Origin of the sequence: Sphingopyxis sp. JAI108 (assembly GCF_013410105.1) — a bacterium.
GTDB lineage: Bacteria > Pseudomonadota > Alphaproteobacteria > Sphingomonadales > Sphingomonadaceae > Sphingopyxis > Sphingopyxis chilensis.
This window is the reverse complement of sequence record NZ_JACCCJ010000005.1, coordinates 120531-140289: the sequence shown is the minus strand read 5'-3', so window position 1 is coordinate 140289 and position 19759 is coordinate 120531. Positions and strand designations below refer to the sequence as shown.

At 65.0% G+C, this 19759-nt stretch carries 19 protein-coding genes and 1 other annotated feature; of the genes, 12 read left to right on the top strand and 7 right to left on the bottom strand.

All coding sequences use genetic code 11. The features are described from left to right. Nucleotides 1-7 precede the first annotated feature (7 nt). Nucleotides 8-688, bottom strand: coding sequence for a UTRA domain-containing protein (locus tag HDC29_RS18325; protein WP_179499727.1), 681 nt, complete (start codon nucleotides 686-688; stop codon nucleotides 8-10). Next, nucleotides 685-2034 carry a formimidoylglutamate deiminase gene (locus HDC29_RS18320; RefSeq protein ID WP_179499778.1) on the bottom strand — a complete coding sequence of 450 codons (1350 nt, stop codon included), beginning with the start codon at nucleotides 2032-2034 and terminating at the stop codon, nucleotides 685-687. The genes HDC29_RS18325 and HDC29_RS18320 overlap by 4 nt, the downstream gene beginning before the upstream one ends. 29 nt (nucleotides 2035-2063) lie before the next feature. Here HDC29_RS18320 and hutI point away from each other — a divergent pair, with 29 nt between their 5' ends. From hutI to HDC29_RS18270, 10 genes are all read left to right on the top strand, one after another. Beyond that, nucleotides 2064-3275 (top strand): imidazolonepropionase, encoded by a 1212-nt coding sequence (hutI, locus tag HDC29_RS18315; RefSeq protein WP_179499726.1) that lies wholly within the window; start codon nucleotides 2064-2066, stop codon nucleotides 3273-3275. After that, nucleotides 3272-4804 (top strand): histidine ammonia-lyase, encoded by a 1533-nt coding sequence (gene hutH, locus HDC29_RS18310; protein WP_179499725.1) that lies wholly within the window; start codon nucleotides 3272-3274, stop codon nucleotides 4802-4804. Before hutI ends, hutH begins: the two co-directional genes overlap by 4 nt. Next, entirely contained in the window at nucleotides 4804-5607 is an 804-nt protein-coding gene (hutG, locus tag HDC29_RS18305) for an N-formylglutamate deformylase (RefSeq protein ID WP_179499724.1), read from the top strand. The genes hutH and hutG overlap by 1 nt, the downstream gene beginning before the upstream one ends. Then, nucleotides 5604-7280 (top strand): urocanate hydratase, encoded by a 1677-nt coding sequence (hutU, locus tag HDC29_RS18300; RefSeq protein WP_179499723.1) that lies wholly within the window; start codon nucleotides 5604-5606, stop codon nucleotides 7278-7280. Before hutG ends, hutU begins: the two co-directional genes overlap by 4 nt. 75 nt (nucleotides 7281-7355) lie before the next feature. Further along, nucleotides 7356-8519 (top strand): acyl-CoA dehydrogenase family protein, encoded by a 1164-nt coding sequence (locus HDC29_RS18295; RefSeq protein WP_179499722.1) that lies wholly within the window; start codon nucleotides 7356-7358, stop codon nucleotides 8517-8519. After that, nucleotides 8519-9355 carry a MaoC family dehydratase N-terminal domain-containing protein gene (locus HDC29_RS18290; protein ID WP_179499721.1) on the top strand — a complete coding sequence of 279 codons (837 nt, stop codon included), beginning with the start codon at nucleotides 8519-8521 and terminating at the stop codon, nucleotides 9353-9355. Before HDC29_RS18295 ends, HDC29_RS18290 begins: the two co-directional genes overlap by 1 nt. Nucleotides 9356-9574: 219 nt before the next feature. Further along, nucleotides 9575-10096 (top strand): hypothetical protein, encoded by a 522-nt coding sequence (locus HDC29_RS18285; protein ID WP_179499720.1) that lies wholly within the window; start codon nucleotides 9575-9577, stop codon nucleotides 10094-10096. A 78-nt stretch (nucleotides 10097-10174) separates the two neighbouring features. Then, nucleotides 10175-10582: a hypothetical protein gene (locus tag HDC29_RS18280; protein ID WP_179499719.1), complete on the top strand. Its 408-nt coding sequence runs from the start codon at nucleotides 10175-10177 to the stop codon at nucleotides 10580-10582. Nucleotides 10583-10636: 54 nt separating this feature from the next. After that, nucleotides 10637-11323 (top strand): C39 family peptidase, encoded by a 687-nt coding sequence (locus tag HDC29_RS18275; protein WP_179499718.1) that lies wholly within the window; start codon nucleotides 10637-10639, stop codon nucleotides 11321-11323. An 8-nt stretch (nucleotides 11324-11331) separates the two neighbouring features. After that, a complete protein-coding gene (locus HDC29_RS18270; protein ID WP_179499717.1) occupies nucleotides 11332-11898 on the top strand; it encodes a hypothetical protein in 567 nt (188 codons plus the stop codon). Nucleotides 11899-11987: 89 nt separating this feature from the next. Here HDC29_RS18270 and HDC29_RS18265 read toward each other — a convergent pair whose 3' ends face one another. Together HDC29_RS18265 and HDC29_RS18260 are read right to left on the bottom strand one after the other, a co-directional pair. Then, nucleotides 11988-13424, bottom strand: coding sequence for a transporter (locus HDC29_RS18265; protein ID WP_179499716.1), 1437 nt, complete (start codon nucleotides 13422-13424; stop codon nucleotides 11988-11990). Then, nucleotides 13421-14101 carry a helix-turn-helix domain-containing protein gene (locus HDC29_RS18260; protein WP_179499715.1) on the bottom strand — a complete coding sequence of 227 codons (681 nt, stop codon included), beginning with the start codon at nucleotides 14099-14101 and terminating at the stop codon, nucleotides 13421-13423. Before HDC29_RS18260 ends, HDC29_RS18265 begins: the two co-directional genes overlap by 4 nt. Before the next feature lie 279 nt (nucleotides 14102-14380). On the opposite strand from HDC29_RS18260, the gene HDC29_RS18255 reads away from it, so the two are divergent. Together HDC29_RS18255 and HDC29_RS18250 are read left to right on the top strand one after the other, a co-directional pair. After that, nucleotides 14381-14725: a helix-turn-helix transcriptional regulator gene (locus HDC29_RS18255; protein ID WP_326914260.1), complete on the top strand. Its 345-nt coding sequence runs from the start codon at nucleotides 14381-14383 to the stop codon at nucleotides 14723-14725. Between the two features lie 60 nt (nucleotides 14726-14785). After that, nucleotides 14786-14841, top strand: a sequence feature (sul1 is cis-regulatory element that is thought to sense ions involved in sulfur or methionine metabolism; They are found in Alphaproteobacteria). Nucleotides 14842-14901: 60 nt separating this feature from the next. Beyond that, nucleotides 14902-16398 (top strand): SulP family inorganic anion transporter, encoded by a 1497-nt coding sequence (locus HDC29_RS18250; RefSeq protein WP_179499714.1) that lies wholly within the window; start codon nucleotides 14902-14904, stop codon nucleotides 16396-16398. 270 nt (nucleotides 16399-16668) lie between these two features. Here the strand turns inward: HDC29_RS18250 and HDC29_RS18245 are convergent, their stop codons facing one another. From HDC29_RS18245 to HDC29_RS18235, 3 genes are all read right to left on the bottom strand, one after another. Then, entirely contained in the window at nucleotides 16669-18003 is a 1335-nt protein-coding gene (locus HDC29_RS18245) for a tetratricopeptide repeat protein (RefSeq protein WP_179499713.1), read from the bottom strand. Between the two features lie 71 nt (nucleotides 18004-18074). Further along, nucleotides 18075-18638 (bottom strand): OsmC family protein, encoded by a 564-nt coding sequence (locus tag HDC29_RS18240; RefSeq protein WP_179499712.1) that lies wholly within the window; start codon nucleotides 18636-18638, stop codon nucleotides 18075-18077. A 40-nt stretch (nucleotides 18639-18678) separates the two neighbouring features. After that, nucleotides 18679-19590 (bottom strand): diiron oxygenase, encoded by a 912-nt coding sequence (locus tag HDC29_RS18235; protein WP_179499711.1) that lies wholly within the window; start codon nucleotides 19588-19590, stop codon nucleotides 18679-18681. Nucleotides 19591-19759 lie beyond the last annotated feature (169 nt).

Below are 19759 nucleotides of genomic sequence, written 5' to 3'. Positions count from 1 at the left end.
CCCGGTCTCACGGCCCGGCGTCGAACTCCGCGACCAGATCGAAGCGATCACCGCGAAACAATTGCCGGACGTGGGTGACGACGCGCCCCGCGCGCCAGGTCGTGCGATCGAGTTCGAGGCAGGCGGTGCTGGCATTCACCCCCAACAGGCCCGCCTCCTTTCGCGTCGGCGTCACCGCGCGGATGACATGGCGTGCCTGCGTCCACGGGATATGGCCCAGCAGCCACGTTCCCGGCGCCTCTTTCGTGAAATCGGCTTCGCCCGCCTCGGGGACCTCATCAAGCGCGATCGAACGGCCTTCGATCGCGAACGGCTCGCCGCCTGCCATATGCACGCCTTCGATCCGCAGCACCCGGCCCGGGCATGGCGCCTCACCCGCATCTTCGGCTTCGCTCGAGGACAATATCCAGCGATAGGCCTCACCGCGCGCGGCGATCAGTTCGGCAAGATCGGGAACCGCCATCACCGCCGAATGAACGGGAGGATGCGCGACGAAAGTGCCCGCCTTGCGCCGCCGCTCGACAAGGCCCGACGCGGCGAGCTCGCCGAGCGCCTTGCTCACCGTCGCGCGCGCGCAAGCGTAGCGCACGGCGAGTTCCTGTTCGGTCGGCACGCGATCGCCGGGACGCCATTCGCCCGAGCGGATCGCGCCGGCGATCTCGTCGCGGATGCGCCGCGCGAGGTTCATGCAAGCAGCCGCGCGATGCAGGTGCGATAGGCAGCAGCAATCGCCTCGGCATCGACATGACGCCCATTCTCCACCCGCTTCACGCCCGCGCGCCAAACGCCGTCGATCGCGCCCGTGCGCGCCGCAAAAATCCAGCGATCGAGCAGCGTCGCATCGTCGGCGCCCGCGAAGGACGGGTGATCGAAGTCGAGCGTGACGATATCGGCGGCATGACCGACAGCCAGCCCGGCCGGAACACCAAGCGCCTGCGCGCCACCGTCGAGCGCGCGCGCAAACAGGTTGGCGCCGACGAACGGCGCCTCTTCGCTCGCCAGCAACGCGCGGGCGCGCTGCGCAAGGCGCTGCGAATATTCGAGTGCGCGCAGTTCCTGTGCCGCATCGACCAGGATATTGCTGTCGGTCCCAACCCCAAAGCGTCCGCCCGCGGCGAGATAATCGACCGCCGGGAAGATACCATCGCCCAGATTGCCTTCCGTGATCGGACACAGTCCGGCGACCGCGCCGCTCGCGGCGAGGCGCTGGACTTCGCTCTCCTCAAGGTGCGTCGAATGGATCAGGCACCAGCGCTCGTCGACCCCGGCGTTATCGAGCAGCCATTCGACCGGCCGCGCGCCGCTCCAGTCGACGCAGTCCGCGACCTCCTTCACCTGTTCGGCGGCGTGGATATGCACCGGGCCCGCCGGCGACATTTTGATGAGCGCCGCAAGCTCCTCAGGCGTTACCGCGCGCAGCGAGTGCGGCGCAATGCCCATATTGGCGTCGCCCGCCAGCTTGGACCGGGAGGCGTCGAGCAACGCGGCGAAGCTGTCGATATTGCTGAGAAAGCGACGCTGCCCAGGGCTCGGCGAGGCCGCGCCGAAATTGCCGTGCGCATAAAAGACGGGCAGCAGCGTCAGCCCGATTCCGGTTGTCGCGCTCGCCCGCGCCACGGCGCCAGCCATTTCGGCGGGATCGGCATAAGCAGCGCCCACCGGATCACGGTGCAGGTAATGAAATTCGCCGACACGCGTAAAACCCGTCTCGAGCATCTCGGCATAGGCCTGCGCGGTAATCGCCGCTACATCGTCGGGCGTCAGCCGGTCGAGGAAGCGGTACATGATCTCGCGCCAGCTCCAGAAATTATCGTCGGGCCGGCTGCGGCGCTCGGACAGCCCCGCCATGCCGCGCTGGAAGCCGTGGCTGTGGACATTGCAGAGGCCCGGCAGGCCGGCGCGGTGGCGCTCATCCCCGGCTTCTTGCGCAACGCCGATTTCTACCGCGGCGATCCGGCCGTCGGCGATGCGCAGCCGCACGCCCCTTTCCCAGCGATTGCCGATCCACGCGCGTTCGAACCAGAGCGAAGCCATCATCTGTCCTCATATTATGTCTAGACATAATGGCGCATCGGCGCGAGACTGTCCAGATGGAGCAACGCTGGACGAACGCCCGAATCGCGACGATGGCCGATGACGAGCTCGGCTTGATTGACGACGGCGTGATCGCCGCGAAGGACGGCCGGATCGTCTATGCGGGGCCGGCGGGCGGCGCGCCGACGAGCGAAGCCCATATCCATGACTGCCAGGGTCGGCTGATCACACCCGGCCTGATCGACTGCCACACGCACCTGGTCCACGGCGGCAACCGCGCGAACGAATGGGCGATGCGGCTCGAGGGTGCGACTTATGAGGAGATTGCCCGCGCCGGCGGCGGCATCGTCTCGACGATGCGCGCGACGCGTGAGGCGAGCGAAGACGACCTCGTCGAAAGCGCCCTGCCCCGCCTAGATGCGCTGATCGCCGAGGGCGTCACGACAATCGAAATCAAGTCGGGTTATGGCCTTTCGACCGCCGATGAATTGCAGATGCTGCGCGCGGCGCGCGCCTTGGGCCGGCGCCGGGCGATCCGCATCGAGCCGACCTTCCTCGGCGCGCACGCGCTGCCCCCAGAATATAAAGGCGACAGCGACGCCTATATCGACCTCGTGGTGGGCGAGATGATGCCGGCCGCCGCATCGCTCGCCACCGCGGTCGATGCGTTCTGCGAAGGCATCGGCTTTTCGCCGGCGCAATGCGAGCGCGTGATCGAAGCGGCAAAGGCGCACGGCCTTGCGGTCAAGCTCCACGCCGAACAATTGTCGGCGCTCCACGGCAGCGCGCTCGCCGCAAAGTTCGGCGCGCTGTCGGCCGATCATCTCGAACATGCCACCGACGACGATATTGGCGCCATGGCGGTAGCCGGTACGGTCGCGGTGCTGCTGCCCGGTGCCTATTATTTCATGCGCGAGACCCAATTGCCGCCGATCGCAGCGATGCGCCGCCACGGCGTGCGGATCGCGCTGGCGACCGACAACAATCCCGGCACCTCGCCGACGACCTCGCTGCTGCTGATGCTCAACATGGGCGCGACCTTGTTCGGGCTGACGGTGGTCGAGGCGTTGCGCGGGGTGACGGTCAACGCCGCCGCCGCGCTCGGACTCGCTGCTGAAATCGGAACGCTCGAAGCGGGAAAGGCCTGCGACCTGGCGATCTGGGACGTCACTGACCCCGCCGAGCTGGTTTACCGTATCGGCTTCAACCCACTGCACCAACGTATCAAGGACGGACAATGATCATCACCCCCGGCGCGATGACGCTCGCCGACTGGCGTGCCATCTATGAAGGCGCGAGCGCGGCGCTCAATGCCGAGGCGTGGGATGCGATCGATGCGAGCGCCGCCGCGGTGGCACGCATCGTTGCCAAGGGCGATCCGGTCTATGGCATCAACACCGGCTTTGGAAAGCTGGCGAGCGTGCGCATCGCGAGCGACGATCTGGCGACGCTCCAGCGCAACATCGTGCTCAGCCATGCTGCGGGCACCGGTGCTTCCTCCCCTACCCCTGTCGTTCGGCTGATGATGGCATTGAAGCTCGCGAGCTTTGGCGTCGGCGCATCGGGGGTGCGGCGCGAAACGGTGGCGATGCTTGAGGCGATGCTGGCGAAGGGGCTGACCCCCGTTGTGCCGTCGCAGGGCTCGGTCGGTGCGAGCGGCGATCTTGCGCCGCTGTCGCACATGGCCACGGCGATGATCGGCGTCGGCGAGATCGAGGTCGCGGGCGAACGCGTCGCTGCGGCCGACGCGCTGGCGAAGGCCGGCCTCGCGCCGCTCGACCTTGGCCCAAAGGAAGGCCTCGCGCTCCTCAACGGCACGCAATTTTCGACCGCCAACGCGCTCGCGGGGCTGTTCCGCGCCGAAACCATCTTCCACTCGGCGCTGATCACCGGCGCGCTGTCGACCGAGGCCGCCAAGGGCTCCGACTCGCCGTTCGACGCGCGCATCCACGCATTGCGCGGCCATGCCGGCCAGCGCGAGGTCGGCGATGCACTGCGCACCCTGATGGCGGGATCGGCGATCCGCGCCTCGCACGCCATCGACGATCCGCGCGTGCAAGACCCCTATTGCCTCCGCTGCCAGCCGCAGGTGATGGGCGCCGTGCTCGACCTGTTACGTCAAGCGGCAACGACGCTGCGCATCGAGGCGAACGGCGTCTCCGACAACCCGCTGATCTTCGCCGGCGCTGGTCCGTTTGGGGACGAAGCGCTGTCGGGCGGCAATTTCCACGCCGAGCCCGTCGCCTTCGCCGCCGACATGATCGCGATGGCGCTGTGCGAGATCGGCTCGATCGCCGAACGCCGCATCGCGATGCTCGTCGACCCCGCGCTGTCGGGCCTGCCCGCCTTCCTCACCCCGCGTCCCGGCCTCAATTCGGGCTTCATGATCCCGCAGGTCACCGCCGCGGCGCTCGTCAGCGAGAACAAGCAGCGCGCCTATCCCGCGAGCGTCGACTCGATACCGACTTCGGCGAACCAGGAGGACCATGTTTCGATGGCCGCGCACGGTGCGCGCCGCCTGCTCGACATGGCCGACAACACCAGTGCGGTGATCGGCATCGAACTGCTCGCGGCGTGCCAGGGGATCGACTTCCACGCCCCGCTCAAATCGAGTGACGCGATCGAAGCCGCGCACCAGCATCTCCGCGCCGAAGTCCCGACGCTCGAAGACGACCGCCATTTCCACCCCGACATGGAGGCCGCGACCGCGCTGGTCCGATCGGGCAGCCTCGTCGCCGCGGTGCCCGCCAGCCTGCCGGGCCTCGGCTGATGGACTGGCTGCGCGTCCATCGCGGCGACGCGCCGCTTGTCATCGCCTTCCCGCATGGCGGAACCGATCTCGCGGGGCTCGACGAGGAGTTCGTGTCACCCTGGCATGCGCAGATCGACACCGACTGGTGGATCGCCGAGCTTTACGCCTTTGCCGCCGATCTGGGCGCGACACTGGTCGCGACCGATATTTCGCGCAGCGTGATCGACATGAACCGCGATCCCTCGGGTGCGTCGCTCTACCCCGGGCAGGCGACGACCGAGCTGTGCCCGACAACGACCTTCGACGGCAAACCGCTCTATCGCTTCGACCAGCCCGACGAAGCGGCGATCACCCAGCGGCTCAACCTCTATCATCGCCCCTATCATGAAGTCCTGACAGCGGAACTCGACCGCCTGAAAGCCGCGCACGGCAAGGTCGTCCTCTACGACGCGCACTCGATCCGCAGCCACGTCCCGCGCCTGTTCGAAGGCGAACTGCCCCAATTCAACATCGGCACCAACGGTGGCGCCACCTCAGCTCCCGAGCTCGAGACCATCGTCGCCAACATCTGTGCGGCGAGCGGTCGCAGCCATGTCGTCAACGGCCGCTTCAAGGGCGGCTGGACGACGCGCCACTACGGCCGCCCCGATGATGGCATCCACGCGATCCAGATGGAACTCGCGCAGCGCGGTTACATGGCCGAGCCCGAACCGATCACCCACGCCAACTGGCCCTCCCCCCTCGACCCCAACCCCGCGATCCGGCCCGTGCTGGAGCAAGTGATCGCCGCGACCCTCGATTTTGCGAAAGGACGAACATGACCCGCCCCCTTAATCCGAGGTTGGACAACAGCCGCGTGATCCGCCCGGCGACTGGCCCCGACATCACGGCAAAGAGCTGGCTCACCGAAGCGCCGATGCGGATGCTGATGAACAACCTCCATCCCGACGTCGCCGAGGCGCCGCACGAACTCGTCGTCTATGGCGGCATCGGCCGCGCCGCGCGCGACTGGGAAAGCTATGACCGGATCGTCGAGACGCTGAAGCGGCTCGATGGCGACGAGACTTTGCTCATCCAGTCGGGTAAGCCGGTGGGCGTGTTCCGCACCCATAGCGACGCGCCGCGCGTGCTGCTCGCCAATTCGAACCTCGTCCCCGAATGGGCGAACTGGGATCATTTCCACGAGCTCGATAAAAAGGGCCTGATGATGTACGGTCAGATGACCGCGGGCAGCTGGATCTATATCGGCAGCCAGGGCATCGTTCAGGGCACTTACGAAACCTTCGTCGAGATGGGACGCCAGCATTATGGCGGCGACCTGTCTGGCCGCTGGTTGCTCACGGCGGGGCTCGGCGGCATGGGCGGCGCGCAGCCGCTCGCGGCGGTGATGGCGGGCGCGTCGTGCCTCGCGATCGAATGCCAGCCGAGCCGCATCGAGATGCGCCTGCGCACCGGCTATCTCGACAAGCAGGCGGCGAGCATCGACGAAGCGTTGGCAATGATCGAGGAAGCCCACGCCGAGGGCAAGCCCGTGTCGGTCGGTCTGCTTGGCAACGCCGCCGAAATCCTGCCCGAGATGGTCCGCCGCGGCATGCGCCCCGACCTGCTCACCGACCAGACCTCGGCGCACGATCCGGTCAACGGATACCTCCCCGCCGGCTGGACGCTCGACGAGTGGTTCACGAAGCGCGAGAGCGATCCTGCAGCCGTCGCAAAGGCCGCGAAGGCGTCGATGGCGGTGCATGTAAGGGCCATGCTCGACTTTCAGGCCGCGGGGGTCCCGACGACCGACTATGGCAACAATATCCGCCAGATGGCGAAGGACGAGGGTGTCGAAAATGCCTTCGACTTCCCTGGCTTCGTTCCCGCCTATGTCCGCCCGCTCTTCTGCCGCGGCATCGGCCCCTTCCGTTGGGTAGCACTCTCGGGCGATCCCGAGGATATCTACAAGACCGACGCCAAGGTGAAGGAGCTTCTCCCCGACAACGCGCATCTGCACAACTGGCTCGACATGGCGCGCGACAAAATCCGGTTCCAGGGGCTGCCCGCACGCATCTGCTGGGTCGGACTCGGCGACCGCCACCGGCTGGGGCTCGCCTTCAACGAGATGGTGGCGTCGGGCGAATTGAAAGCTCCCGTCGTGATCGGCCGCGACCATCTCGATTCAGGCTCGGTGGCCAGCCCCAACCGCGAGACCGAGGCGATGCGCGACGGCAGCGATGCCGTCTCCGACTGGCCGCTGCTCAATGCGCTGCTCAACACGGCGTCGGGCGCGACCTGGATATCGCTCCATCATGGCGGCGGCGTCGGCATGGGCTATTCGCAGCATAGCGGTATGGTGATCGTCGCCGACGGTACGCCCGAAGCGGCGAAGCGGCTCGAGCGTGTGCTGTGGAACGACCCCGGCACCGGCGTGATGCGCCATGCCGACGCGGGCTATGACGTCGCGATCGACTGCGCGCGCGAAAAGGGCCTCGACTTGCCGAGCATCTGACGCTTGTTTCAGTTGCGCCGAAACAGCTTCGTATTCTAAGGCTCTCCCCATCCTTCTGGGGAGAGCCGAACGCCGATGTCCGAAGTCCAGCCGCAGAGCTACCCCGAAATCCGTGAGGCGGTGCGCCGCCTCTGCGCCGATTTTCCCGGCGGATATTGGCAAAGGCTCGACCGCGACCGCATCTATCCGACCGAGTTTGTGCGCAGGCTGACCGAAGCGGGCTTCCTCTCGGTCCTGATCCCCGAAGACTATGGCGGCTCGGGCCTCGGCCTTGGCGCGGCTACTGCGGTGCTCGAGGAAATCCACCGGTCGGGGGGCAACGGCGGCGCCTGCCATGCGCAAATGTACACGATGGGCACGCTGCTCAAGCACGGGTCGGAAGCGCAGAAGCAGGCCTATCTGCCCGCAATAGCCAGCGGCGAACTCCGCCTCCAGGCCTTTGGCGTGACCGAGCCGACCGCGGGCACCGACACCACGCGCATCCGCACCTTCGCCAAAAGGGTCGGCGACAAATATATCGTCAACGGCCAGAAAATCTGGATCAGCCGCGCCGAACATTCGGACCTGATGATCCTCCTCTGCCGCACCACGCCGCGTGACGAATGCGCCAAGCCGTCCGACGGAATGAGCGTCCTCCTCGTCGACATGCGCGACGCGGTGGGCAAGGGCCTCACCATCCGCCCCGTGCGCACGATGCTCAACCATGCGACGACCGAGCTGTTCTTCGACGACCTCGAAGTTCCCGCCGCCAACCTGATCGGCGAGGAGGGCAAGGGCTTTCGCTATATCCTCTCGGGCATGAACGCCGAGCGCATCCTGATCGCGTCCGAATGCATCGGCGACGGCCGCTTCTTCATCGACCGCGCAACCGCCTATGCCAAGGACCGCGAGGTCTTCGGCCGCGCGATCGGCGAGAATCAGGGCGTCCAGTTCCCGATCGCGCGCGCCTATGTCCAGATCGCCGCCGCCGCCGAAATGGTCGACAAGGCCGCGCGGCTGTTCGACGCCGGGGAGGATAGCGGGACCGAGGCGAATATGGCCAAGATGCTGGCGTCCGAAGCGAGCTGGTACGCCGCCGATATGTGTGTCCAGACGCACGGCGGCTTCGGATTTGCCGAGGAATACGACATCGAGCGCAAGTTTCGCGAGACGCGGCTCTATCAGGTCGCGCCGATCAGCACGAATTTGATCCTGAGCCATGTCGCGACCCACGCGCTCGGCCTGCCCAAGAGTTTCTGATGGACGATTATTCCGCCTGGGTCGGCCGCAGCGAAACGCGCGAAGATGTTGCAACCGCGGCGCCGGTTGCGGGCCTTGCGGCGCTGCTCGATCACGACGTCTCGCCGTGGGTTTCCGGCGAGGTACCCCCACTCGGCCACTGGCTCTATTTCCTGCCCACCGCGCGCCAGTCGGTAATCGGCGAAGATGGTCATCCGTGTCGTGACAGCACGAGCCTGCTCCCGCCTGTGCCGCTCCCCCGCCGCATGTGGGCAGGCAGCCGCATCGAATTCCTGTCCCCCATCCCCGTCGACGCCGCGCTGACCCGCGTCACGACGATCGACGCGATCAAGCCCAAGCGCGGCACGAGCGGCGACCTGCTTTTCGTGACGCTGCGCCACGACATTACCGCCGACGGGGTTGCAGCAATCCGCGAGGAGCAGGATATCGTGTTTCGCGAATCTGCGCCCGCCTCGCCTGTCCCGGCACCGTCGCCCGCGGGCCCGGCCGAGACGGAACCCGCCGACGCGGTCCGCAGCGTCCTGCCCGATCCGGTGCTGTTGTTCCGCTATTCGGCGCTCACCTTCAACGCGCACCGCATCCATTACGACCGCGATTATGCGGAGGGCGTCGAGGGCTATGCCGGGCTCGTTGTCCACGGCCCGCTGATCGCGACGCTGCTGATCGATCATGCGCTGCGCGCCGGCTTTGCCCCCCGCGCCTTCCGCTTTCGCGCCGAAGCGCCGCTTATCGACGGTGCGCCCTTTGACCTCTGCCTGACTCGCGAAGGCGGCGGTGCGCGATTGTGGGCGCGCGATGTCGCCGGGCGCATAACAATGCGCGCGGACCTCGCCTGAAAACAGCGGATTCGGCGCGGAATCGACTGCACGCAATTCCTCCTACTGTTATCATCTGGGTAATTCTCCACCCCCGACATTGCCAATTCGCAAAGCGGCAAATGCCGCGGCGGAGCATCATCGCCTTGTTCGCACCGATGCGGACGGAGTCGGGGAGGATCCGCATCAGCCATGCCATCCGGCATCGCGAGCCGTCCCCATTTTTGAGAGGAAGAAGTCATGATCAAGAAAGTCATGCTTGCGGTCTCGACGCTGGCCCTTGCAGCAACCGCAGCGCCCGCGCTGGCGCAACAGAACCAGGACAACGACAACACCACGACCGGTGCGTCGGGTAACAACAGCGATACGGTCGTTGTGAACGACCTGATCGACCTGTTCGTCCAGGACAATGCCGCCGATACCTTCTCGGACGACGACCAGGACAATGACGGCAACGGTTCGTTCAACGGCAACAGCCTCGTTGTCGCGACGCAGACGCTCAGCGCGAACAACACCAACCAGAACCTCGACGAAGTCGTCGATCTGGACGGTGAAGACGGCACCGAAACGGCTGTCGGCTACAACAGCGGCAACAACTCGGTGCGCGGCAATGCCTTTGCGGCTTATGCGGGCATCCTGAACGCCGCCTGGAACACGGGCATCAACGCCAACACCCAGGCCGCGACCAACATCGCGGCGAGCGGCACTGTCAGCTTCGGCGACAGCGCCCCGGCCGCCGGCGGCGGCGGCGGCGGCGACTGATCAGTCCCCCCGGATGGCCGGCCCGGCACCACTGGCGGGCCGGCCATTTCTTCCCGTATCGCTTTCTAGGAGCGCGTCATGAGACCCCCGATCGTCCCGGTTTTGCTGATTATGGCAGGCTTGTCCGTGCCGGTATCGGCCCAACTTCCCCCGCCCGACGTGGCGATGCCCGTCGTGGCAGAATTCGTCGCTGCCGAGGGCGTCGCGACGCCCGCGATCCCGGCGCGCGCCGAACGCAAATCGCCGATGCTGAACGACAACGAACTCGACACGCAACGCGGCGGCCAATCGCTCGTGATCACCAACCAGACGATGGAATCGCTCGTCGCGGGCAATGTGCTCAACGGCGATTACACCGCGGGGTCGGTCGCGCTCAGCGATTTCGCCCTGTCCAATTTCAATGGCGTCGGCAATCTGCTGATCAACACCGGCGCCCAGGTCAGCGCCCAAAGCGGTATGAACCTGACCATCAACCTCGGCGATTAAATCGCCGTGCTGCCCATGCGAGCCTTGATCGCGGGCGTATTGTGCGCTCTCGCTGTGGTACCTGCCGCCGCCGAGGTCCGGCTGACCGGACCCGAGACGGGCGGCAATTATCAGCTCCAAGTCATGACCTGGTGGGACATTCCGTTTCGATCGGTCGTCCGCCAGCGCTATGATTTCAGTTGCGGCTCGGCCGCACTCGCAACCCTCCTCACCTATCACTATGGCGCGCCGACTTCGGAAACGATGCCTTTCCGCGCGATGTGGGAAAAGGGCGACCGCGAAGCGATCCGCAAGGTCGGCTTCTCTATGCTCGACATGAAGACCTATCTCGCCTCGCGCGGCTTTCGCGCCGAAGGGTTCCGCCTGACCGTCGAGCAATTGAAGCAGGTGAAGCGCCCGACCATCGTCCTGATGGACATCAAGGGATTCAAGCATTTCGTCGTGATCAAAGGCGTTCGCGGCGACCGGGTGCTCACCGGCGATTCGGTGCTCGGCCTCAACGAATATTCGCTCGAGGATTTCGAGAAGCACTGGAACGGCATCGCTCTTGCCATTGTCGAGGGCGGCCAGAAACGCCCCGCATTCAATCTCGCAGGCGACTGGGGCCCCTGGTCGCAAGCGCCGCTCGAAAAGGACGGCTCGCTTCACGTCTCGGCCGGCGACCTCACCACCCATCTTCCCCCTCAGTATCAGCTGACACCGCAAATCCTGCTCGATGTTCGCGTCGGCACCGTGAAATGAGAAAAACCATGTCCCCACGCATCCTCCTGCTCGCGTTCGCGCCCGTGCTCCTCGCGGCAAGCGAACCCGACGATGCCGACCCGCTCACTGTCGCGCAGACCGTCCCGGACGAAGTGCTCGCGGTGCAGCGCGGCGGCTTCGCCTTTCAGGGCATGGTGATTGCCTTCGGCGCCGACATCCGTAGTTTTGTAAACGACGAGCTCGCGCTGCGCACGATCGTCAGTTGGACGCCCGAAGGACAGACGATCGAACGCTTCGTCTCACCCTCACTGACCGCTGTCGATGCGGCGCAGGTCCAGGGCGGCATTTTGACCAGCGGCGGCATCTCGATGCGCGTCGGCGACGAAACGGTGTTTCTCGCGAACAACGGCCAGACAGCGTTGATCCAGAGCACCGATGCGATCCAGAACGTGCTGATCAACACCGCCAGCAATGTTTCGCTGAACCAGCAGGTCGACGCGGTGCTCGACATCAGCGGCTATGAAGGCTTCCGCGACGCGCTCGCGACGACGCGGATGAGCGACGCGATCGGCGCCGTGATGGGTGCCCAGACCGTCGGCGCGCTCGGTAACTGACGACCCCCCGCCCCCGTTTCGACAGGGACGGTTCACCTGGCCCCGCCATTTTGGCGGGGCTTCTTTCTGTGCGTCTCGAAAGGGTAGGCTTATTTGCCGCCGAACGGCATGCGCAGCGTGATCGACACATCGGGTGCATCCTCGGTCACGCCGATCTCGAAGCCGAGGTTGAGCACATCGCGCTGCGTGAGCCGGTACGACATGCCGAAATTGAGCGATCCGACATGAATATAGTTGGATTTCTGCCGCGTATCGCCGATTTCGGTCTTCGTCGGGAAGATATAATTGTGGCGATAGCCGAGCGAGAAGGAAAAGCGCGGGTTGAGCGCGAAGCCGAAGCCGATGTTGGCCGATATCGCGTCCCCCGGATCGACGCGCCCGATCAACACGTCGCCGACCAATTCGTTCACGTCGCGCGGGATGTGATAGAGATACGCCGCGCCGCCATAGATCACCGCGGGATCCGACGGCATCAGGAAGTTGAGCCCCGGCTGGACCGCCCAGAATCCCGACCCGGTGGCGAGGCCCGTCGCGACGCCGAATTCATCATAGCCGATCTCGAACGGGCCCTTGCCCGTGTCCGATTTGACACGCAGCGTCCCCACGAAAATCGGCTTTTGTCCGACCGGCCGGTTGAACTGGTAACGCAGCGAGAATTCGGCATCGCCGATGCCGTCTTCGCGCAGTTTGATCTGGCGGACGATGCCTTCGTCGCGCTGCTGGACCACCTCGATCCGGTCGTTCCGATACAGATAGGGCAGCCGCACTTCGGCCTCGAGCCGGTCGGTAATCCCGTAACGCAGCGAAGCGGTGCCGACGAGCGTGTCGCGATCGGCGTCGGTCGCCTCGATCAGCCCGATCTGGATCCCGGGGATCAGCTCGATGCCGCGGAACACGAGGCGGTTGGTCGACGAGCGCGTATATTCGAACGAGGGTTCGAAGAAGAGCTCGCCCGCGCGCGTCAGCACCCCTTGTCCTTCGGGGACTGCCGCGACACGCTGTTCGGGCGGCTCGCCCGGCGGCGGCGCCTCGCCGACCGGCGCATCGGGCAGCGCAACCGAGTCGCTGCCGGGACCAGGAAGCGCGGGGCCGGGTCCGACGCCCTGCCCCATGCCCGTGCCACGGAAGATGTCGAGCGGCGCTTCGGCGAGCGCGAAGGATGAAAGCCGGTCGACCTGCGCCTGCTGCGTCACGATCTGTTGTTGCAGCTTCGCGATCTGCTGTCCCTGCTCGGCGATCATGGCGCTCTGCCGGTCGATCAGCGCGCGTTGTTCGGCCATGATCCGGCGCTGCGCATCGACCTCGCTCTCGACGCTCGCCGCCGGCTCGCCGGCGGCGGCCCCCGCGGACGCCAAAGCGGCGGCGCGCCAGGTCGGAGCGGTATCGAGGAACGGCAGCGTCTCGCACAGGCATTCAAGTGCCGACGTCTCGTGCGCATGCGCCTGCGCGGGCGTGAAGACGGCCGAAAAGCCGACGGCTGCCACGCCCAGATGACGCAGCGCGGGCGGGGCCGACACGATGCTCATGCCCCCAACTCCTGTCCGGCGAAGGGTCGCCGCATGCGCATCGCGCCCATCCTGTCGATCGCCACCCCCGCCTCATCTCCGGCGATAGCGCGCAGTCCGTCCAGATCGAGCAGCCGGCACGATTGCGGACCGTCCAGTTCGATCAGGCCCTGGCGGACAAAACCCGATATCGTCCGGCTCACCGTATGAATCGTCAGTCCCAGATGGTCGGCGATGTCGCCGCGCGTCATCGGCAGGGGAACGCTGCCGAGCGTCGACAGACGCTTCGCCGCGATCAACAGAAACGCCGCGACGCGTTCGGCGGCATTGCGGCGGCCGAGCAAGAATATGCATTGGTTGGCGCTGTCGAGCGCGCGTTCGAGGGCGCGATTCTGTCCCTGGGCGTCCGGCTCGCCGTTCATCGCGGGGCGGCGGGCCAGGATCGTGTTCGTCACCGCCTCGGCCGCAGCATCGCGCGAACCATATTCGACGCCGAAAACATCGCCCTGATAGAAAAAGCCGGTAAGCTGGCGGTGCCCGTCGACATGGAAATGACAGGTCCGGACGGTGCCGGAGATGACTTCGAACCAGCAATCCCCCGGATCGCCCTGCGAAAAGATGATTTCGCCTTTACGAAATTTCAGGATGGTATCCTGCGGAATGCCCCCGCGCTGAACTTCTGCCGATAGACCTTGCACGCCACGTCTCCAATCTCAAATTGGTATTTGCGGCGACCCCGTTTGCGAGTCTCATCTGCCTTTGCGCGTGATGAATCTATCCGGGTAAAGACCTAGGAATTCGTGTGTAGGAATGGCGTAGGTAAATCACTTACGTATAATTCCTTAGCATTTTCTAGGAATATACAATTTGATTTCAGTGCCATAGCGATATTGGCATTATCCGTGCCGCCAGATACTTAATTAGCTTACGTTAATTGCTAAACAGCGCGCAAAGGGATATGCTGCCCGCTAGAGCAGGTGGGTGGCGGCTTTGCCGCGCAAAAGATGCTCGTCGGTCGCAAAGAGTCCACGCCTTGGGTGTCAGGGGATTGCACCGTGCATCAAAATGCTTTGAACGTCGAACCGCATTTGACCTTTCGTGAACATCAAATACTGGAGCTGGTGGCCGTCGGCTGCTCGGCCAAGCAGATCGCGCTCGAGATCAATATCGCACCGCGCACCGTCGAACGGCATATCGAAAATGTGCGACTGAAACTGAACGCGCGCAACCGCGCGCACCTGATTACGCAGGCCATGCACCTCGGCCTGCTCGTCATCGAAACGCCGCCGCCCGATGAACCGACACTCTTCGAACTCAAATGATCGAAGCGTCCGCCGGGGATTGCAATTGAAGTCTGCATCGGGATAGAGGGCCTGCATTCGCAAGGACCCGGTGCAACTCCGGGTGGCTATTCCGGCCGCCGATCCGCCGGACAACATCGCACATGCAAATATGAACGCGGCCTTGCCCGCGCCATGTGTCTTGATGTGAGCTTTTCATGTTCAACGGATTTACCCCATATCGCCAGCAATGGTTCGCCGGCGCGGCAACCGCGCGCGCCGATATTCTCGCAGGCGTCGTCGTCGCGCTCGCACTGATCCCCGAAGCGATCGGCTTTTCGATCATCGCCGGCGTCGATCCGCGTGTCGGCCTTTATGCCTCGATCGCGATCGCGATCGTCATCTCCTTCACGGGGGGCCGGCCCGGGATGATCTCGGCCGCGACCGCCGCGGTCGCCGTGCTCGTCGTCCCGCTCGTCCGCGAACATGGCGTCGAATATCTTTTCGCCGCGACGATCCTGATGGGCATCCTCCAGATTATCGCCGGCCTGCTGCGGCTCGACCTCGTCATGCAATTCGTGTCGCGCTCGGTCATCACCGGGTTCGTCAACGCGCTGGCGATCCTCATCTTCATGGCGCAGCTCCCGCAGCTCACCAACGTGACCTGGGAAGCCTATGCGATGATCGCCGGCGGGCTCGCGATCATCTACCTGCTTCCGCGCCTGACCAAGGCGGTGCCTTCGCCCCTGGTCGCCATTCTTATCCTGTCTGCCATCAGCATCGGCTTTGGCCTGCCAGTGAACACCGTTGGCGACATGGGCCAGCTGCCCCAGGGGTTGCCGAGCATCGTTCTGCCCAATGTGCCGCTGACGCTGGAGACGCTGCGGATCATCCTTCCCTATTCGCTGACGATGGCCGCGGTGGGCCTCCTCGAATCCCTCCTCACCGCACAGATCGTCGACGACATGACGCACAGTGACAGCGACAAGCGCCGCGAGTGCGCGGGACAAGGCAGCGCCAATATCGCCGCTGCCTTCGTGGGCGGCATGGGCGGTTGCGCGATGATCGGCCAGTCGGTCATCAACGTGACGTCCGGCGGTCGCACGCGGCTTTCCACCTTCACCGCCGGTGCGACGCTGCTGATCCTGCTCGCATTGCTTGGCCCCTATGTCGGCCGGATGCCGATGCCCGCGCTCGTCGCGGTCATGATCATGGTGTCGATCGGGACGTTCAGCTGGAACTCGATCGCCAACCTCCGGCGCCATCCTCCGACGTCATCGATCGTCATGGTGACGACCGTGGTCGTCGTCGTGGCGACGCACGATCTCTCGCTCGGCGTCCTCGCCGGCGTGTTGCTGTCGGGCATCTTTTTCGCCGCCAAGGTACAGCGCATGTTCGAGGTGCGCCGCGAGACCGGTCCCGACGGAAACAGCGCGACCTATTTCGTGACCGGCCAGATTTTCTTCGCCTCGGTCGACCGCTTCACACGCAGCTTCCAGATGGAAGAAACCGCGTCGAGCATCCTCATCGACGTGTCAGCCGCCCATTTCTGGGACATTTCGGGGGTCGGCGCGCTTGACAAGATCATCGCACGTCTGCGGCGCGAAGGCCGCTCGGTCGAGGTCGTCGGCTATAATCGCGCCAGCGCCGACATCGTCGACAAATTCGCACTGCACGACAAGACGGGAGTCGAACTCGGCGCGGTTCCGCACTGATCCCGTTCAGGAGGTCGGGCGCCACGGAAAGATCAAACAGCGCCCGGTCTCAAAGTCGATGCTCACGATCCAGATGGAAACAAATGGCCCGTATCTGTCGGGGTTTCAGCGGGACGCCCGAACAAGGTTCTGACCGGCACACCCGTGTCCTTCATCGTCCCGGACTTAGGTGAAGTGACCGCGGATGGGCCGTCGCACCATCATTGAGCGGCCGTTGGTTGCCGCGCTGCTTTCCGGAAAAGCAGGCCGGAAAGCAGCTGTGGCCCCGACCTAGGATATCGTCAGGAATCTGCCCTCCATCTTGTCATCGGCAAGGCGAGTGACCCACGGACTCGCAGGCTTGTGAAATCGCCGTTCGGCAAGCAGAGCGGCGGCGGCGGACGTCATTTTGCCGCGTTTTGCCGCGTGGAGCGCGGTAAGCGACAGAATGTCGCGCTGTGCATGCGACCCGCCAAAACGCGCCGCCATTCCGCGGATCGCGATCAACGCTTCGGAAGCCTCTCCATAGTGCCCTTCTGCAAAGGCGATCAGGGCGGCCGCCACCGGAAGACCGATCGATCGTGCAACGAAAGCATTGTCGTCGTCCTGGTCCGCGGCCCGCGTCAACGAAGCGAGGCAGGTCCGAGCATCGTCGAGGCGCCCGGCCCCGATGAAGGCCATGATCGCATGGCAATCGTTGAACGCGTACCAACGGTCGTCGCTCGCGCGCTGCCAGCGATCGGCAAGCCGCGCAAACCGGTCGCCGGTGTCGACTGCGTCGAGGTGCAGTCGCCACAGCAGCGCCGACGCATCGATCCACTGAAGCAGCGCATCGCCGTCCGGGTCGGGCCGGATGCGGCTGTCATAGAGCGCCAGCGCAGCATCATGCTCGTTACGATCGAGATGAAGCAGCGCGAGATGCCACCAATTGTGATAGGAAAAGCCGCATTCGGCCGCCATCGCCTCGTCGTTGCCGTTGAGCCACGTCATCCCGCTATCGGTGTCGCCGCGCATCTCGTGAACATGCGCCACCGCATGCAGCGCCCAGGCATCGCGCGGATCTATCGCGACCGCCTCGCTTCCCAGCGCTTCGGCCCGGCCATAATCGCCGCATTCCTCGAGCCCGAAGGCCGCCATGCCCAGCACCGCGTGATAACCGTCGTCGCCGCGCCCGAACGCGCGCAACGCCTGAAGTGGGCCGTCGCGCAGGTCGGACGCGCGCCCGAGATAGAAATGACCCAGATGCGCGGTCTGCAGCGCCATCATATCGCGCGGATTGTCGCGCGCGATCGCCATGAAGCCGCTCACGCTGCGCTCGATTCGTCCGCGCGCCCAGTGGGCCGCCGCCGCCAGGTGCGCGCGCTCGTCGTCGGTGCCGCCGCTAGCGACACCCGCATCGAGCGAACGCTCGGTTTCCTCAAGATAGGCGCGGTCGCCCTGCTGGACGAGGATCTGAGCCCGCGCCGCCCAGGCCATGGTAAAGCCGGGATCCTCGGCGAGCGCCGCGTCGAGCGCGGCGATCGGATCGCCCCGGTACAGGCGGTTGAGTAACAGCGCCTCGTCGTAATGGGCGAGCGCCGCCGTCGAGCTGGTGGAGACGCGGTTACCGTAACGATCGTTCAACATTGTCGTGACTTTCCAGTGGTTGCCGGGCGTGCAGAGCGCACGCCCGGTGACGAGCCGATCGGCAAAAGCGATCAGAGAATTTCCAGCCGGCCGTTCATGCGGATCGGCTGGTTGAGGTTGAAAAAATTGGGCGACGTCTTCATCACCGCCTGGTGGATGGCGTCGAACTGCTCGGCTGTGCCCGTCCCGCCGATGCGCACGGTATAATCGAGCTCGCGGTATCCGGGCGAGACATTGTCGTCGAGGCCCAGAAAGCCACGAAGGTCGAGCTGGCCGTGGGTTTCGATCTCGACCGCGTCGAGTTCGATGCCCTGCAGCGCAGCGTTGGCCACATAGCCGACCATCATGCAGGCATTGAGTGCGGTCATCAGCAGTTCCTGCGGATTGGGCGCCGTATTCTGGCCCATGAGCTCGCTCGGTTCGTCGGCGACGATCTTGAAGCGGCGTCCGACATGTTCGCCGGCAAACTCATAGCCTTCGATCGTCGTCTCGCTGCGCGTCTGGCCGGTCCAGCGCGTCTTGACGCGGAACCGCACGATCCCTTGGGCGGCATCCTCGCGGATGCTGTCGACCATCGCGCCGAGCGCGCCCAGATCGAGGCCATTGATGTCGGCGTAGGTGGTGGTTGCGACCATTTTTTAACTCCTTTTTGTTGCTCTTTAAAAATTCGGTTGATCAGAAATATGCAGGCGCGACGGCATCCAGCCTGGCCAATGCGGCGGGTGCGATCTGGCCGAGGGTGGCGCGGAACCGGGGATGGGACATGCCCGAACCGAGGAAGGTCCAGCGCGCCGCCTGCCGCTGTCCGGCGAGAAATTTGCCATGGCCGGCGCTGTCGAGTGTCCGGCCCGCAGCCCGCTCGAATATGCCGAGGTTGATTTCGGTCTGGGCGGCGAGCCCCGCGTCGAGATAGGCGACGATTTCGAGATAGCCCGCGAACGCGCTTTCGATCGCGTCGGCATCGCGGCCCCGCGCAAGCGCCTCGACCATCAGCGTATCGAGCCGCGCGTGCATCGCCTCCTCGATCCAGTGATGGCGAAGAAGACTCTTGAACAGCGGATCGAGATCGGGGTCGCCGCGGACGCTTTCGACATAATGGGCCTGCGTCATCCATTCGATCTGCAGCACCGTCAGCGCCACCGACAGGGGATCGTGACCCAGCACCACGCGCGCGACTTCCGCCGGTGGACCGATCAGCGGGCAAGCGTGGCCGAACCCAGCCTCAAAGGCGGTGTGAAAGCGCTTGAACAGCTGGATATGCTTGGCTTCCTCGCTCGCGAACTGAAGCAGTGCGCGGGTCCGGTCATCGTCGTCGCCAAGCTGCGGCCGGGCATGATCGAGGACGAACGGCAGGATGAATTCCTCGACCAGCCCGAAGATGCCCAGATATTCGTGCGCACGGATATGATTGACCAGCAACCGCTCATCGGCGTCGAGCGCGGTGAGCGACGACGTGCGCGCCAGCGCTTCGGGCAGAAAGGGTCGCGAGAAATCGAGGACGTCATCGTCTCCGATGACGTCCTCGATCTGCCACGGCGCCCGCTGCGATGCGGCAACGGCGCTCTTGAACGCTGCGTCGAGATACATGGTCGATCTCCTTGCCGCGCGCTCAGGCGACTGCGGTGGCGCTGCCGACGATCAGCAAGCTGCTCAGTACGGCAACCAGAAGCGCCCCCATCATCGGCGCGATCGGGAAGTCGTTATTCCTCATGTCGATACTCCTCGTTTGCAAAGGCGGTCGGGGCCGCCGATGGCC

Bases quoted from the DNA above. Each gene is read 5' to 3' on its own strand.
- HDC29_RS18325 (WP_179499727.1), bottom strand. From the start codon at position 688: ATGAACCTCGCGCGGCGCATCCGCGACGAGATCGCCGGCGCGATCCGC.
- HDC29_RS18320 (WP_179499778.1), bottom strand. From the start codon at position 2,034: ATGGCTTCGCTCTGGTTCGAACGCGCGTGGATCGGCAATCGCTGGGAA.
- hutI (WP_179499726.1), top strand. From the start codon at position 2,064: ATGGCGCATCGGCGCGAGACTGTCCAGATGGAGCAACGCTGGACGAAC.
- hutH (WP_179499725.1), top strand. From the start codon at position 3,272: ATGATCATCACCCCCGGCGCGATGACGCTCGCCGACTGGCGTGCCATC.
- hutG (WP_179499724.1), top strand. From the start codon at position 4,804: ATGGACTGGCTGCGCGTCCATCGCGGCGACGCGCCGCTTGTCATCGCC.
- hutU (WP_179499723.1), top strand. From the start codon at position 5,604: ATGACCCGCCCCCTTAATCCGAGGTTGGACAACAGCCGCGTGATCCGC.
- HDC29_RS18295 (WP_179499722.1), top strand. From the start codon at position 7,356: ATGTCCGAAGTCCAGCCGCAGAGCTACCCCGAAATCCGTGAGGCGGTG.
- HDC29_RS18290 (WP_179499721.1), top strand. From the start codon at position 8,519: ATGGACGATTATTCCGCCTGGGTCGGCCGCAGCGAAACGCGCGAAGAT.
- HDC29_RS18285 (WP_179499720.1), top strand. From the start codon at position 9,575: ATGATCAAGAAAGTCATGCTTGCGGTCTCGACGCTGGCCCTTGCAGCA.
- HDC29_RS18280 (WP_179499719.1), top strand. From the start codon at position 10,175: ATGAGACCCCCGATCGTCCCGGTTTTGCTGATTATGGCAGGCTTGTCC.
- HDC29_RS18270 (WP_179499717.1), top strand. From the start codon at position 11,332: ATGTCCCCACGCATCCTCCTGCTCGCGTTCGCGCCCGTGCTCCTCGCG.
- HDC29_RS18265 (WP_179499716.1), bottom strand. From the start codon at position 13,424: ATGAGCATCGTGTCGGCCCCGCCCGCGCTGCGTCATCTGGGCGTGGCA.
- HDC29_RS18250 (WP_179499714.1), top strand. From the start codon at position 14,902: ATGTTCAACGGATTTACCCCATATCGCCAGCAATGGTTCGCCGGCGCG.
- HDC29_RS18245 (WP_179499713.1), bottom strand. From the start codon at position 18,003: ATGTTGAACGATCGTTACGGTAACCGCGTCTCCACCAGCTCGACGGCG.
- HDC29_RS18240 (WP_179499712.1), bottom strand. From the start codon at position 18,638: ATGGTCGCAACCACCACCTACGCCGACATCAATGGCCTCGATCTGGGC.
- HDC29_RS18235 (WP_179499711.1), bottom strand. From the start codon at position 19,590: ATGTATCTCGACGCAGCGTTCAAGAGCGCCGTTGCCGCATCGCAGCGG.